This window comes from Pseudomonas sp. JQ170C, from assembly GCF_035581345.1.
GTDB lineage: Bacteria > Pseudomonadota > Gammaproteobacteria > Pseudomonadales > Pseudomonadaceae > Aquipseudomonas.
This window is the reverse complement of record NZ_CP141608.1, coordinates 290424-305365: the sequence shown is the minus strand read 5'-3', so window position 1 is coordinate 305365 and position 14942 is coordinate 290424. Positions and strand designations below refer to the sequence as shown.

The 14942-nt window shown below is 62.8% G+C and carries 12 protein-coding genes; 2 read left to right on the top strand and 10 right to left on the bottom strand.

The features are described from left to right. Positions 1-178: 178 nt before the first annotated feature. The 7 genes from U9R80_RS01345 to pilM all read right to left on the bottom strand — a co-directional run bounded on the left by U9R80_RS01345 (position 179) and on the right by pilM (position 7192). A complete protein-coding gene (locus U9R80_RS01345) occupies positions 179-1780 on the bottom strand; it encodes an SPOR domain-containing protein (RefSeq protein WP_301838520.1) in 1602 nt (533 codons plus the stop codon). A 16-nt stretch (positions 1781-1796) separates the two neighbouring features. Further along, entirely contained in the window at positions 1797-2894 is a 1098-nt protein-coding gene (gene aroB / locus U9R80_RS01340) for a 3-dehydroquinate synthase (protein WP_301838521.1), read from the bottom strand. A gap of 99 nt (positions 2895-2993) precedes the next feature. Beyond that, positions 2994-3512 (bottom strand): shikimate kinase AroK, encoded by a 519-nt coding sequence (gene aroK, locus U9R80_RS01335; RefSeq protein ID WP_301838523.1) that lies wholly within the window; start codon positions 3510-3512, stop codon positions 2994-2996. 4 nt (positions 3513-3516) lie between these two features. Further along, positions 3517-4752, bottom strand: coding sequence for a type IV pilus secretin PilQ (locus U9R80_RS01330; protein WP_442964956.1), 1236 nt, complete (start codon positions 4750-4752; stop codon positions 3517-3519). 51 nt (positions 4753-4803) lie between these two features. After that, positions 4804-5733: a pilus assembly protein PilP gene (locus U9R80_RS01325; RefSeq protein WP_301838671.1), complete on the bottom strand. Its 930-nt coding sequence runs from the start codon at positions 5731-5733 to the stop codon at positions 4804-4806. Between the two features lie 5 nt (positions 5734-5738). Then, a complete protein-coding gene (locus U9R80_RS01320; RefSeq protein ID WP_301838524.1) occupies positions 5739-6266 on the bottom strand; it encodes a PilN domain-containing protein in 528 nt (175 codons plus the stop codon). After that, positions 6254-7192 (bottom strand): type IV pilus biogenesis protein PilM, encoded by a 939-nt coding sequence (pilM, locus tag U9R80_RS01315; protein ID WP_301838525.1) that lies wholly within the window; start codon positions 7190-7192, stop codon positions 6254-6256. The genes U9R80_RS01320 and pilM overlap by 13 nt, the downstream gene beginning before the upstream one ends. Positions 7193-7370: 178 nt before the next feature. Here pilM and U9R80_RS01310 point away from each other — a divergent pair, with 178 nt between their 5' ends. Continuing rightward, positions 7371-9821, top strand: coding sequence for a penicillin-binding protein 1A (locus U9R80_RS01310; RefSeq protein WP_442964955.1), 2451 nt, complete (start codon positions 7371-7373; stop codon positions 9819-9821). A gap of 120 nt (positions 9822-9941) precedes the next feature. Here U9R80_RS01310 and U9R80_RS01305 read toward each other — a convergent pair whose 3' ends face one another. The 3 genes from U9R80_RS01305 to rpmE all read right to left on the bottom strand — a co-directional run bounded on the left by U9R80_RS01305 (position 9942) and on the right by rpmE (position 12425). Next, positions 9942-11210: a malic enzyme-like NAD(P)-binding protein gene (locus U9R80_RS01305; RefSeq protein WP_301838528.1), complete on the bottom strand. Its 1269-nt coding sequence runs from the start codon at positions 11208-11210 to the stop codon at positions 9942-9944. A gap of 178 nt (positions 11211-11388) precedes the next feature. Then, positions 11389-12210, bottom strand: coding sequence for a thermonuclease family protein (locus U9R80_RS01300; RefSeq protein WP_301838529.1), 822 nt, complete (start codon positions 12208-12210; stop codon positions 11389-11391). A gap of 2 nt (positions 12211-12212) precedes the next feature. Then, positions 12213-12425 carry a 50S ribosomal protein L31 gene (gene rpmE / locus U9R80_RS01295; protein ID WP_107024884.1) on the bottom strand — a complete coding sequence of 71 codons (213 nt, stop codon included), beginning with the start codon at positions 12423-12425 and terminating at the stop codon, positions 12213-12215. 168 nt (positions 12426-12593) lie between these two features. Here rpmE and U9R80_RS01290 point away from each other — a divergent pair, with 168 nt between their 5' ends. Then, entirely contained in the window at positions 12594-14813 is a 2220-nt protein-coding gene (locus U9R80_RS01290) for a primosomal protein N' (protein ID WP_301838531.1), read from the top strand. Positions 14814-14942 lie beyond the last annotated feature (129 nt).

The following is a 14942-nucleotide window of genomic DNA, read 5'->3' as shown; positions in this document are numbered from 1 at the left end:
TTTAAGCGCGATCCGTGGCAACGGAATGGCTTGAGTCTGAAGCGTTTCAGCCTGGACTGCAAGATGGGCTTGTGGCCGGCAGTCTGGGACAGAAAAGCCTGCCGCGCAGTACGCAGCAGGCTTGACCGAGGTTCAGGAGTCGCTCAGCAGGTGGCGGGGGTAGTGCCACCAGGCTATATCAGCGGGTCGAGGCCAGTTCTTGTTGGACGCTGGCGACGGTACGTGGCCAAGGTTTACCAGCCTGGACCTTGGCTGGCAAGGTTTTGATTGCAGCCAGGGCTGCATCGCGGCTGGCGAAGTTGCCGTAAGTGATCACGTACAGCGGCTTGCCCTGCAGAGTTTTCTTGAAGTAGCGATAGTCGCCACCCTGGGCCTTGACGTAGGCCTGGGCAGAAGCTTCGGAGCTGGTACCGAGGATTTGCACGACGTAATTACCCGGCTTCTGTCCGGCGTACCAGCCACCACCTGCCGCAGGCTTGGCGGCCGGCTTCTCGACAGGCTTAGGAGCAGGCTTGGCCGTTGCAACCTGGACAGGCGCTGGTTTCGCAACAGGTGCAACCGGTTTGCTTGCAGCTGGTGCAACCTGGCGTGACGGCTGTGCCTGAGCGATCGGCTGGGCGGGGGTAGGCGCAGGACCCGCTGCAACACCAGCAGGCGGCGCAATGGTGGTTACGGTAGGCGGCTGCAGCGCGGTATCACCGGCAGGCCCGCCCTCTTCACCTTCACCCATGCCGGCAGCTTCGGCCAGCGGGCCGCGCATTACCGGCTGCGACTGACCGACCAGCGGCAAGGGCATCGGTTGCGAGTTACCGGCGAACTCGATGGCTGGGCCGCCATTGTTCGACTGGGCATTGCCCGGCTGCCCCTCACCCAGCGGCAATTGAGCCTGCTCTGCTGGCGCGGTGGGCGCCTGGTCGCCCTTCTTGGGCATCAGCACGGCCGCGGCAACGGCGACCACTACGACGGCAGACAGCGCCAGCACATGTTTCTTAGGCATATTGAACCCCATAAACCCCATAGATGGTCGCTTCGCCGTGTTCCGGCTGGCGATCATGGCTTCGATCAAGGTGTCGCGGGCAACCTGGTTGATTGCTCCAGGCCAGCCGTCCGAGTTTTGGTGAATATCGACAATCTGCTCGCTGGTGAACACTTCGATACCCCGCCCGGCACCTTCCAGGCGCTGCTCGAGGTATTCCCGGGTTTCTTCCTCGCTGTAGGGCGCAAGCTCGATCACGTGAAAACGTTCCTGATCGGCATTGAGCTCTTCCAGCCCGGCGATCAGTGACGGCTCGCCGAACAGGAACACGTGCGGACGCCCTTCTGGGGTACCCGCCGCCAGTTCCAGCAAGGCTTGGAGTGCCGACTCGTCCAGTTGTTCCGCATCGTCCACCAGCAGATAGACTTCCTGACCGGTCAAGGCCAGTTGCACCACCTGGGCAAGCAGGTCGGGGACTTCCGGTTGCGCCACGCCCAGGGACTGGGCGACCTGACCCAGGACGCTGGCAGCATCACTGGCTCCACGGGCAGACACCACAACGCTCTGCACCGTCTGCTTGTTGGTGCTGGCCACCAGGGCCTGGCGCAGGAGGGTCTTGCCACTGCCGTTGGGGCCGGTCACTACCAGCAATAGCTGACTGTAGCGGGCCAAGTGGTGCAACTGGCCCAGTACCGGCTTGCGCTGGGCCGGGAAGAATTTGAAACCAGGCACCCGCGCAGCGAAGGGGTCATGGTTCAACTGGTAATGGCCGAGAAAGGCCTCGTCGGCGTGCAGACTAGTCATCGAACTCTCATCAACCTCAAAGCTGGGCCACGATCGCGCGGTAATCCGCGGCCAGCGTGGCCTGAAGAATCTCTTTCGGGTAGTCGTCGGTGACCACTGCCTCGCCCATCCAGCTCAGCAGGACCAAACGCAAACGACCGTCGAGTACCTTTTTATCCACTGCCATGTGTTCCATGAACTGGGCAGGGGTCATTTCCTCGGGCGGAACCACCGGCAGACCGGCGCGCTGGAACAGGCGAATGCCACGGTCACGTTCCTGCTGGCTGATCCAGCCCAGGCGCATCGACATCTCCAGCGCCATCACCGTACCTGCCGCCACCGCCTCGCCATGCAGCCAGACACCATAGCCCATGTGGGTTTCGATGGCGTGGCCGAAGGTATGTCCAAGGTTGAGGGTGGCGCGCACACCGGATTCACGCTCATCGGCACCGACAACGGCGGCCTTGGCGGCGCACGAGCGGCGAATGGCTTCGGTCAGTGCGACCTGATCCAGACCACGCAAGGCATCCATATTGGCTTCGAGCCATCCCAGGAACGGCTCGTCACAAATCAGACCGTATTTGATCACCTCGGCAAGACCGGCCGACAGCTCGCGCGGTGGCAGGGTGGTGAGGCTGGTGGTGTCGATCAGCACGGCGTTGGGCTGATAGAAAGCGCCCACCATGTTCTTGCCCAGCGGGTGGTTGATACCGGTCTTGCCGCCCACCGACGAATCGACCTGGGACAACAAGGTGGTCGGTACCTGGATAAAGTCCACGCCACGCTGGTAACAGGCGGCGGCAAAACCAGCCATGTCACCAATCACACCGCCGCCCAGGGCGACCACGGTGGTTCGGCGATCATGACGCGCCGTCAGCAGGGCATCGAAAATCAGCTGCAGGGTTTCCCAGTTCTTGTGGGCCTCGCCATCGGGCAGTACGACCGGCAGCACCGAATAAGCACCCAGGGTACGGCTCAGACGCTCAAGGTAGAGGGGGGCAACCGTCTCGTTGGAAACGATGGCGACCTGCCGACCGGCAATATGCGGCGCCAGCAGTTCGGTTTGATCCAGCAGGCCTTCGCCAATGTAGATCGGGTAGCTACGTTCGCCCAGTTCGACCTTAAGTGTCTGCATGTGTCCCCACAATGAACGAGGCGCGGCGTCGATGGCTCGACCCGCGCGATAACGGTGTGCCCTGTCACGGCATGACTGGTCGCCGAGGATAAGCCCGGCTTAACGGGGCGGCAACTTCTGCAAGCGATCGAGAATGTCCTGCACCACCATTCGCGGCGGCCGTTCGTCGGTTTCGACGACCAGGTCGGCAATCTCGCGGTACAGCGGGTCACGGACCTCCAGCAGCGCACGCAAGGTGGCCTCGGGATTGGCCGTGCGCAGCAACGGACGATTGCGGTCACGCGCGGTACGCCCGACCTGCTGCTCGACCGAGGCGTGCAGGTACACCACCCGCCCCCCGGCATGCAGGGCCTGGCGATTGGCATCGCGCATCACCGCGCCACCGCCAGTGGCCAGGACCACGCCATCGAACGCGCACAGCTCGGCGATCATCGCCTGCTCGCGATCACGAAAGCCCGGCTCGCCTTCCTTGTCGAAGATCCACGGGATATTGGCGCCTGTGCGCAGTTCAATTTCCTTGTCGGAATCCTTGAACGGCAGGCGCAGCTCTTTAGCCAGCAGGCGGCCGATGGTGCTTTTACCAGCACCCATGGGCCCCACAAGTATCAAATTTCGCACAGAATCAACGACTCACAGCAATCGCCTGGTCACTCATGATACGCGGAGTCAGGAAGACCAGCAGCTCGGATTTTTTCTCTTGTATAGCATCGCGACGAAACAGCCGCCCAACATACGGCACATCGCCGAAAAATGGCACCTTGTCGACAACTTTACTTTGCACCGTGGAGTACACGCCCCCAATCACGATCGTCTCGCCATCGTTGACCCGGACCTTGGCATTCACCTCGTTTTTCTTGATTGGCGGTACGTTGTTCAGGGCATTGACGTAGTCCGGCTCGTCCTTGGTCACCCTTACAGCCATGATCACTCGGTTGTCCGGCGTGATTTGCGGCGTCACCTCCAATGACAACGAAGCCTCGCGGAAGGTTACCGACGTGGCACCACTGCCACTGGTTTGCTGGTAGGGCACCTCGGCGCCCTTGATGATCCGCGCGGTTTCCTTGTCGGCGGTGACCACTTTGGGCTGGGAGATGATTTCGCCATTGCCGGACTTCTCCATGGCACTGAGCTCAAGGTCGAGCAGTGCATTGTCACGCACCAGGCCCAGGCCGATGGCCGATGTCGCCCGTGGAGCGCCCAGATCGACAAAGGTATCGCCACCTCCCAGGACCAGGCCGCTGCCCAGCTGGAATTCACCTCCCCAGCGCACCCCGAGATGTTTCTCATAATTGACATTGGCCTCGACAATTCGCGCCTCGATCATCACTTGGCGTACCGGCACATCCAGGCGGGCGATCAACTCCCGCAACTGGTCCAGGCGCTCCGGCGTCTGGCGGACGATCAAGGTGTTGGTTCTCTCATCGACACTCACCATGCCCTGGGCTGGCTCGAACGGATCACCGGCGGCAAGGGACTGGAACACGGAGGCGATATCGGCGGCCTGGGCGTAATGCACGGGCAAAAGCACCTGATGAGTGGGCTCCAGCGCGCGCCGGTCCTGGTCCACCAGTTCACCCGCCGGCACCACCAACAGCACATTGCCTTCCATGCGTTGTTCAAGGCCCTTGCTACGCAGCACCAGGTCCAACGCCTGCTGCCACGGTACCTCCTGCAGACGCAGGGTGACCTTGCCCTGCACCGCATCGCTGGCGACCAGGTTCACGCCGGAAAAATCGGCCAGCACCTGCAGTACCGTGCGCACCTCTACATCCTGGAAATTCAGTGACAGGGGCTCGCGCTCCAGCGCACTGCTGCCGGGTATCCCACTTATCATTTGGGCGCCCAACAACACTCCCATCACCGTCATGTACCGTTTTACGCTCATCAGCGACCTCCCTGGCCTGCGATGCTATCCCGTACCGGCGGCGGCCTTGAGGGTCAGCGTGCGTCGCCGCTCCGCCCACCCCTTGCCCGCCACGAACACCTCTTCGATGATCTCGACATGGCCCTCTTCGATCGCCACGACCCGCCCCCTGTCCCGACCCAGCCGGTCGCCCAGTTGCAGACGATGCACCGCACCAGCAGCGCGCAGCAGGGCAAAGCGCCTGTGCTGACGCGCAAGGCTGCCCACCAGCTCGAATTGCTCTATTGGCAGGGTTTCCAGGAGTTGCCGGGACTGTTGCAACAGCGGCCGCTCGAAGGGACTGCGCGAAAAATCCAGAAGTGGCCGCTCGACAGCCGAATCGGCGCCCAGGGCCGAGGGTGCACTATCTGGTCGCTCGCTGCGGTAAGCACTGGCCCGTAGCTGCATGCGCAGTTGCGCCGGGTGCTGCGCCTGGACAGACAAAACAGAGAAGTCCTGCAGGGTAATCAGGCGAGGCAACTGGGCCAGACCTTGAGCAAACGCGGCCAATGCCGGGTAGCTCCCTTCTACCTTCAGTTGTATCGGCAGTTCGACATACTCGCCCTGAAGAATCTGTGGCAACAGCTCCAGTTGCTCAATGAACACCCCGTGTTGCTGCCCCTGGTAGGCAATGCTCTCCAGCAGGCCGGCGGAATCTCCTCCGGCCGCCAACCGCCAACGCGACGCATCAAGTGCCTGAGAGGCCGCAGCATGCTGTGCATCGCTGGCTGACAGCGCCTGGACACGCTCGACCTTTGCCGCTTGCTCCGCCTGTAATTGCTGCGTTTGCCCGGCCACCTGGTTGACGCCCATGAACAGCGCCCGGAGGTGAACGACGTAGGCCAACCCCAGCAACAATGACAACCAACCCGCCAGCAGCATCACCGATCTGATGCGCGAGCCACTTGCCCAGCGCTGCAAGGCATGCCACGACACCGCGTTCAAGGCATCCCCCGCAGGGCTACGGCCAATTCAAATGCCTCGCCCTCATCCACGGCTTTCATCTGCGGCGTATCCACCTCGCCGAGCGTGTCGTTCAGCATACGAAGCAATTGCGCCACCAGCGCGCCCGAGTGCGCCAACCCGCTGATGCTCAAGCGCTGCCCTTGCAGGGCCACCTCGGTGAGGTGAACGCCCTCCGGCACTGCACGTTCGATCTGCTCGAAAAAATCCACAAGCGCAAACCGTCGGGCGTGAAGCGCCTCGAGCTCCAGATGCTGCTGCCGTACCTGTTCGTGCTCGACCTGATACTGCGCAAGCGTTGCCAGCCGGGCATCCTGTTGCACGATGGGCTGGTGCGCCGCGGCGCTGCCTTGCAACTGTCGCTGCAGCGCCTGCCGCCCCTGAGCGTCCAGCAGCCCGATGATCAAGGCCGCTAGCAACCCCACGGCCACCAACATGCCCTGCAGCCGCCGAATGGCTGCCTGATGCCGGCGCACTCGCCACGGTAGAAGATTCAATCCAGGCATGGGTCATTCACTCGCATTGCCAGGCCACAGGCAACCGCAAGGCTGGGTGCCTGCGCGGTCAGCGCATCCGACCCCAGGCCCGGCGCCAACGCGGTCGCTGCGAAGGGGTCGGCATGGAGCACCTCGATACCAAGGCGTTGCTGCAATTGCCCTGGCAAGTGGGCCTCCAGTACCCCACCACCCAGAAGTTGCAATTGATCAGGCAGTGCTCGCCCCGGGGTGGACAGTAGATAGGCATCCACTGCAGCGACCAACGCTTGCGCATCGGCAAGCTGGGCGCCCAGAGGAATCTGGCGGCGCAGCCCTAAGACCTCGTTACCCGCTTCGTGGAAAACCACAGACTGCTCCTCGACCTGAAGCCATAACGCGTTGCGCGACGGAGATACCGGCAAGACACGGCGCAGGGCATGGTGATCGGCCTCCACCACGCAAGCTCGCAGCCCGGCGAGTTCCAGGCTAGCATGCAGCACGTCCAGCAACGCCAGGTGGCAGGCGGCAACTGCAACCTGCTGGCACTGTGGGTTCTCGGGATCTGGGCCCAGCACCTGGAAGTCGAGCGCCGCATCTTCCAGGGCGAAGGGGATGAATGCGCTGGCCTCGTCAGGTAGTTGCTCGACGAGCGCGTCGTCATCCAGCTCGATAGGCATTGCGATCTGCTTTTCTACCACCAGGGCGCCCGGCAGCGCGACGGCTACCCGCCGCCCCGGCATGGCACTTCGGCGAACCGCCCTGAGCAGGGCTACTCCCACGAGTTCGGGGTCAACGATCCAGCCATTGCGCAGGGCCGCCTCAGGCAAAGGCTCGACGGCCCAGGCGCTGACTTGACAGCGCCCCTGGCGACGGCGCGCATGCACCAGTCTGATGAATGGAGGGGTAATTTCCACCCCCAGCAGTGAACCGGCATCCCTGCCAAAGCGTCCAAGCATCGGTTTTTCCTTTGGTGGTGGCAGGTCGATGGGGTTATCCCGACAAGACCTGACCGCTTCCTTGGCACCCGCGCCAATAACGCGGCCGTGCGAAAAATGCTTATAATGCCCAGCGTTTTTCCTTGTCCGCTGGCCCCGCGCGCAACCCATTCTTTTAACTGGACGCCCAAAAGCCTTGATACGCCTGCTGAAGTTTTTCTGGTGGTCTTTCGTCGCAGTCATTTGCGCTCTCGTGCTCGGTCTGAGCGGCGCGTTTCTGTATCTTAGCCCCAGCTTGCCCTCGGTAGAGGCCCTCAGAAGTATCCAGTTGCAGATCCCTTTGCGGGTCTACAGCAGCGACGGAAAACTGATTGCAGAGTTTGGCGAAATGCGCCGATCTCCTATCCGTTTCGCCGACATTCCCCCGCATTTCATCCAGGCTTTGCTCTCGGCCGAAGACGACAATTTCGCCAATCACTATGGGGTCGACCCCACCAGCCTGATGCGTGCTGCAACACAATTGCTCAAGTCCGGGCACATCCAGACCGGCGGCAGCACCATCACCATGCAGGTGGCGAAAAACTTCTTCCTCAGCAGCGAACGCAGCTTCTCGCGCAAAACCAACGAAATTCTCCTGGCCCTGCAGATCGAACGCGAACTGACCAAGGACGAGATCCTCGAGCTGTACGTCAACAAGATCTACCTGGGTAACCGCGCCTACGGCATCGAGGCAGCGGCGCAGGTCTACTACGGCAAGTCGATTCGCGACATCAGCCTGGCCCAGATGGCGATGATCGCCGGCCTGCCCAAGGCACCGTCGCGCTTCAACCCGCTGGCCAACCCGGTACGCGCCAAGGAACGCCGCGACTGGATCCTGGGGCGCATGTACAAGCTGGGCAAGATTGACGAAGCCAGCTACCAGGCGGCCCTGGCCGAGCCGATCAACGCCAGCTACCACGTCCCGACACCTGAAGTCAGCGCGCCGTACATTGCTGAAATGGCCCGCGCCGAAATGGTCGGCCGTTATGGCAGCGACGCCTACACCGAAGGTTTCCGCGTCACCACCACGGTGCCGAGCGACCTGCAGGAAATCGCCAACAAGGCCGTGCTCGACGGCTTGAGCGCTTATGACGAACGTCACGGCTACCGCGGTCCGGAAGCGCGCTTCCCAGGCAAGACCCAAGCCGCCTGGCTGCAGGAACTGAGCAAACAGCGCCCACTGGGCGGCCTGGAGCCCGTCATCGTCACCCACGTCGACAAGACCGGCCTGCAGGTGCTGACCCGTGCCGGCCAGCAGGAAAGCGTGGCCTGGGAAACCATGAAATGGGCCCGCCCGTTCCTTAGCACCAACAGCCAGGGCCGCGCGCCACAACAGCCTTCGGATGTCGCCCAGGTCGGCGACCTGATCCGCGTCCAGCGCCTGGATAACGGCACCCTCAAGTTCAGCCAGGTGCCCGGCGCCCAAAGCGCACTGGTCTCGCTGGACCCGAACACCGGCGCCATCCGCGCCCTGGTCGGTGGCTTCTCCTTCGAGCAGAGCAACTACAACCGCGCCATGCAGGCCAAGCGTCAGCCAGGCTCAAGCTTCAAGCCGTTCGTCTATGCCGCGGCACTGGACCACGGCTACACCGCTGCCAGCCTGGTCAACGACGCCCCGATCGTGTTCGTCGACGAGTACCTGGACAAGGTCTGGCGCCCCAAGAACGACACCAACACCTTCCTGGGCCCGATCCGCATGCGCGAAGCGCTGTACAAGTCGCGCAACCTGGTGTCGATCCGCCTGCTGCAGGCCATGGGTGTGGGCTCGACCATCGACTACATCAGCAAGTTCGGCTTCAACAAGCAGGACCTGCCGCCCAACCTGTCCCTTGCCCTGGGCACCGCCACGCTGACGCCAATGGAAATCGCTACCGGCTGGAGCACCTTTGCCAATGGCGGCTACAAGATCACCCCGTACCTGATCGAACGCATCGAGAGCCGCAACGGCGAAACGCTGTTTACGGCCAATCCGCCACGGGTGCCCCAATCGGAGCCGGTCGAGGCAGGCCTGGCCGCACCGGAGGCGCCAATCAGCGTGCAGTTCCCGGGTGAACCGGCGGCAACAACCACTGCCAGCGACCCGGCCATTGCTCAACCGCCAGCGGTTGCCGAGCGCATCATTGATGGCCGCACCAGCTACATTCTCACCAGCATGCTCCAGGACGTGATCAAGCGCGGCACCGGGCGACGCGCACTGGCCCTGGGCCGTACCGACCTTGCGGGCAAGACCGGTACCACCAACGAGTCCAAGGACGCCTGGTTCTCCGGCTACAACGCCGATCTGGTGACTACCGTGTGGAGTGGCTTCGACCAGCCGGAAACCCTGGGACGGCGCGAGTATGGCGGTACCGTGGCGCTGCCGATCTGGATGAACTTCATGGGTGCGGCACTCAAAGACAAGCCCAACCATGCGCCAGCCGAGCCCGAAGGCATCCTCAGCCTGCGGGTCGACCCGGTCAGTGGCCGGGCGGCATCGCCGGGCACGCCCAACGCCTATTTCGAGCTATTCAAGGCCGAAGACACGCCACCGTCGGTGAACGAGCTGGGTAACGGTGCGGCGCCAGGCAGCCCGCTACCAGCGGATGAAGCAGCGCCGATCGACCTGTTCTGATCCATCCTATTCGCGGGGCAAGCCCGCTCCTACGGGAGCGGGTTTACCCCGCGAACAAAGGCCAACAAAAAAGCCCCGACTCTTGCGAGCCGGGGCTTTTTGTTACAACGCTACAACGGCTTAGCCGTTGAACACGTCATCCACGCTCTTGAGCGGGTAGTTCTTCGGATACGGCAGGGTTGCAACGCCAGTCTCGATCGCAGCCTTGGCCACGGCGTCGGAGACGACGGTGATCAGGCGAGCATCCATTGGCTTCGGAATGATGTACTCACGACCGAATTCCAGCGCGTCCACGCCGTAGGCTGCACAGACTTCCTTCGGTACTGGCAGCTTGGCCAGGTCTTTCAGGGCGTTGGCCGCAGCAATCTTCATCTCTTCGTTGATGCGCTTGGCGCGAACGTCCAGGGCACCACGGAAGATGAACGGGAAGCCCAGTACGTTGTTGACCTGGTTCGGGTAGTCGGAACGACCGGTGGCCATGATCACGTCGCTACGGGTAGCGTGAGCCAGTTCCGGGGAGATTTCCGGATCCGGGTTGGAGCAGGCGAAGACGATTGGGTTTGGCGCCATCGACTTCAGGCCTTCAGGGCTCAGCAGGTTCGGACCGGACAGGCCGACGAACACGTCAGCGCCTTCCAGGGCATCGGCCAGGGTGCGCTTGTCGGTAGCATGGGCGAAGACCGCCTTGTACTGGTTCAGGTCGTCACGGCCAGCGTGGATCACGCCAGTACGGTCAACCATGAAGATGTTCTCGATCTGCGCACCCATGCTCACCAGCAGTTTCATGCAGGAGATGGCGGCAGCACCGGCACCCAGGCAGACGATCTTGGCGTCGGACAGGGTTTTGCCAGCGATTTCCAGGGCGTTGATCATGCCGGCAGCGGTCACGATCGCGGTACCGTGCTGGTCATCGTGGAATACCGGGATGTCGCACTGTTCAATCAGGGCGCGCTCGATCTCGAAGCACTCAGGTGCCTTGATGTCTTCCAGGTTGATGCCACCGAAGGTGATGGAAATACGCTTGACGGTGTCGATGAAGGCTTGCGGGCTTTCGGAGTCGACTTCGATGTCGAACACGTCAATACCGGCGAAACGCTTGAACAGAACACCCTTGCCTTCCATGACTGGCTTGGAGGCCAGTGGGCCGAGGTTACCCAGGCCGAGAATGGCGGTGCCGTCGGAAATGACTGCTACCAGATTGCCCTTGCCGGTGTACTTGTAGGCCAGCTCCGGATCGCGACCAATTTCACGTACCGGCTCGGCCACGCCGGGGCTGTAGGCCAGCGCCAGGTCGCGAGCAGTCGCGGTAGGTTTGGTGAGCTCGACGCTCAGTTTCCCCGGACGAGGCTGAGCATGGTATTCGAGAGCGGCAGTTTTCAAATCTGACATGGTGGGCATTCCGCTATTTACTGTTCTGACGGACCGCCGAGGATACGCAAAGAGCAAAGGGCCGACAAGACTGCCCGGTCACTTGTGTCAAGGCCTTTAACCTACGACTTTCCGCCAAGAGCCGCAGCCTGCAAGGGTTTCAATGTGTACAATCGTACAAAAAAATGTCCACAATTTTTTATCTTTTGACCCGTTCCAGCATCGTTGGATCGGTCAATGGCAGCAGCCAGCGCTTTTGCCCGGCTTTCAGGCCGCCTTTGCGGGAACGATCCAGCACCCAACCGCGCACTTCGACGCTGCTGCCTTTCAAGCCATCAAAGAAGGAAGAGGGAAAGTTGCGCTGCAGCCGGGCTGGCACCTGAACAACCAGTGCGTTGTCGATTTCGATCCAGATACCCCCGCGATTACGCTCGATGCCTTTGACTTTTCCGCCGATCAGCGCAAAACCGGAGTTTTGCACCTGCGCCGCCGGAATCACTGGGGTTTGCCGCCAGAGCCCGACCTTCATCTGCCGAGCGGCGCGTTCGGCCTGCTGCTGACAGCCAGTGAGGCTGACGTTCGGCGCCACCGCCACGTGATAGCCGAGCCCTTCGCTGAGCAGTTGTGCTTCAAAATTGTCGCCAGAGCGGCCATAGATATGGGCCAGGGTACGGCCATACTTGTCTCTGGACTCGACCCCCGGCACCAGCCCGACCTCACCCCCGCTGGCCTTGACCAGGGCCTGCAAGCGTTGCCGGGCGGCTTCGGCGAAGGGTTCGCTGGTTCGGCCCTTGCGGCCGATTTCCGGTGCATTGATACCAATCAGGCGCACACTGCGCCCATCCACCAGACGCACGGTATCGCCATCGACCACCTGACTCACGCCCACGCGCTGGGGATCGGCCGGGGTCGGGCAGAAGGCGTGCGCTGGCAACTGCCAAATGACGCCCATAAAAAAGGCGCCCACAAGGGACGCCTTTTTCAGCAGCATTGCCAAGCCCATGGGGCCAGCGATGCGCAATCTTACTTCTTGCCGAACGCTGCGAAGCGATCTTCGAAGCGCTTGACGCGGCCGCCGGTGTCCAGAGTCTTCTGCTTACCGGTGTAGAACGGGTGGCACTCGTTGCATACGTCGGTACCCAGTGGAGCGCACAGGGTGGAACGAGTTTCAAACTTGTTACCGCAGCTGCAGGTGACTGCGACTACTTCATAATTCGGGTGAATTTCTGGCTTCATGGTCACTTCCTCGACTGCGTGCCGCCACCCAACACCATTGTTGAATACCGCACGTAATTAGGCGGCGAATAATACCAGAGCATGCTGTCAACGCAAGTTGTCGCTTACACCGGCTGTCGTCTGCTAGGCTCGCCGGGTCTTGGAAATCCCCTTCAGAGAACTCTTCGCGTGTCCGACGTCATTCTGCGCCTCGCCCTGCCCTCGCCCCTGCGGCGACTGTTCGACTACAGGGCTCCGGCAAGCATGGCGCGCCAGGCTCTGACCCCGGGCATGCGCATCCGTGTTCCGTTCGGGCGCCGGGAAATGATCGGCATCCTGATCGAGGTCGCCGACAAGAGCGAGGTCCCGGCCGACAAGCTCAAGCCGGCGATCGCCCTGCTCGACCCGGTCTCGCCGCTACCTGCCCCCCTGTTCAAGCTCTGCCTCTGGACCGCCCAGTACTACCAGCACAGCCTAGGCGACACCCTGAGCTGGGCCCTGCCGGTGCTGCTGCGCCAGGGCGAGCCGGCCGAGGCACGCCAGGAGCGCTTCTGGCAGATAGCCCCGGGGGCGCGCCTGGACGACCCGCGCATCGCCCGCGCGCCGCGCCAGCGCGAGGCGCTGGCGACCCTGGCACAGCACCCCCACGGCGTCGCCCATGCCTTGTTGAGCAAACTGATGTTGAGCAAGGACAGCCTCGACCTGCTGCTGGCCAAGGAGCTGGTTCAGGTCGAAGTACGCCGGCACCTGCCCCAGGAGCGTCATGAACACTGGCTGGCCCAACCGGAACTGCCCCTGAACGAAGAGCAGCGGGCCGCGTTCAATGCCGTGCGCTCGGGTTTTGACAGCTTTCATGCGTTCCTCCTGGCGGGGGTCACCGGCAGCGGCAAGACCGAGGTCTACCTGCAACTGATCCGCGAAACCCTGGAGGCCGGCAAGCAGGCATTGATCCTGATCCCGGAGATCAACCTCGGGCCGCAGACCCTGGCGCGCTTCGAGCAACGCTTCAATGCCCGCATTGCCCTGCTGCACTCGGCCGTCAACGACCGCGAGCGCCTGGATGCCTGGCTGGCAGCCCGCGATGGCGAAGCCGACATCATCATCGGCACCCGCTCGGCGCTGTTCACTCCGATGAAGCACCCGGGGCTGATCATCATCGACGAAGAGCACGACGGCTCCTACAAACAGCAGGAAGGCCTGCGCTACCACGCCCGCGACCTGGCCCTGGTGCGCGCCCGCCAGGAAAACATCCCGATCCTGCTCGGATCGGCGACACCTTCACTGGAAAGCCTGCATAACGCCTACACCGGCCGCTATGGCCTGCTGCGCCTCAATCACCGCGCCGGTGGCGCCAAGCAACCGCGCTTCCTGCGCCTGGACGTCAAGAGCAGGCCCCTGGACAGCGGCATCAGCGGGCCCATGCAACAGGCCATCGGCCAGACCCTCGCCGCCGGCCAGCAAGTGCTGGTGTTCCTCAACCGACGCGGGTTCGCCCCGACCTTGTTGTGCCATGACTGCGGCTGGATGTCCGAGTGCCCGCGTTGTGATGCGCGCATGACCGTGCACCAGCGCTCCAACGAACTGCGCTGCCACCACTGCGGCTACGACGAGCGCGTGCCGCGCCAGTGCCCACAGTGCAACAAGGTCGACCTGCGGCCGGTGGGTGCCGGCACCGAGCGCGCCGAAGAGCGCCTGAGCATTCTGTTCCCGGACTACCCCGTGTTACGCGTGGACCGCGACAGCACCTCGCGCAAAGACGCCATGAACCAGTTGTTCGCCACCATCCAGCGCGGCCAGCCGTGCATCCTGGTGGGCACCCAGATGCTCGCCAAAGGTCATCACTTCCCACGGGTGACCCTGGTGTCGATCCTGGATGCGGACGGCGGTTTGTTCTCCGGCGATTTTCGCGCCAGCGAGCGCATGGCGCAGATGATCGTCCAGGTTGCCGGCCGCGCCGGCCGTGCCGAAGAGCCGGGCAAGGTAATCATCCAGACCCACCTGGCCGACCATCCACTGCTGGTGCAACTGACCGAACAGGGCTACTTCGCCTTCGCCGAACAGGCCCTGAGCGAGCGCCGCGCCGCCGGGCTGCCGCCCTTTGCCCATCTGGCCCTGCTGCGCGCCGAAGCACACAAGCCCGGGCAAGCCGAAGGTTTTCTCGACGAAGCCTGCAGCGCTGCCGAACAGCTGCTGGCCGAGCACAACCTGCACGGCATTGAACTGCTCGGCCCGGTGCCAGCGCCCATGGAACGACGCGCGGGACGTTTTCGTGCACAACTATTGCTCCAGGCCAATGCCCGGGCGCCTTTGCATCGACTGATCAGTGCCTGGTTGCTACTGTTGGAGCAGATGCCGTCCGGGCGACAGGTGCGCTGGTCGTTGGATGTGGACCCTGTAGACCTTTATTGATCTGCAGAAGCGGGCTCGCCCCGCGATCCCGACACCGCAAATCCCCCAAAGGTTGGCAACCCCGCCCCGGCAACGGATAATGTTCAGTTTTTCCACCTGCGCATCGAAGCGCCGCCGCGCTTGCGGTCG

What these genes read in the sequence shown, in the direction of transcription:
- pilM (WP_301838525.1), bottom strand. Translation starts at nt 7,192, where the DNA reads ATGCTTGGACGCTTTGGCAGGGATGCCGGTTCACTGCTGGGGGTGGAA.
- U9R80_RS01305 (WP_301838528.1), bottom strand. Translation starts at nt 11,210, where the DNA reads ATGTCAGATTTGAAAACTGCCGCTCTCGAATACCATGCTCAGCCTCGT.
- aroB (WP_301838521.1), bottom strand. Translation starts at nt 2,894, where the DNA reads ATGCAGACACTTAAGGTCGAACTGGGCGAACGTAGCTACCCGATCTAC.
- U9R80_RS01330 (WP_442964956.1), bottom strand. Translation starts at nt 4,752, where the DNA reads ATGGGAGTGTTGTTGGGCGCCCAAATGATAAGTGGGATACCCGGCAGC.
- rpmE (WP_107024884.1), bottom strand. Translation starts at nt 12,425, where the DNA reads ATGAAGCCAGAAATTCACCCGAATTATGAAGTAGTCGCAGTCACCTGC.
- U9R80_RS01345 (WP_301838520.1), bottom strand. Translation starts at nt 1,780, where the DNA reads ATGACTAGTCTGCACGCCGACGAGGCCTTTCTCGGCCATTACCAGTTG.
- U9R80_RS01320 (WP_301838524.1), bottom strand. Translation starts at nt 6,266, where the DNA reads ATGCCTGGATTGAATCTTCTACCGTGGCGAGTGCGCCGGCATCAGGCA.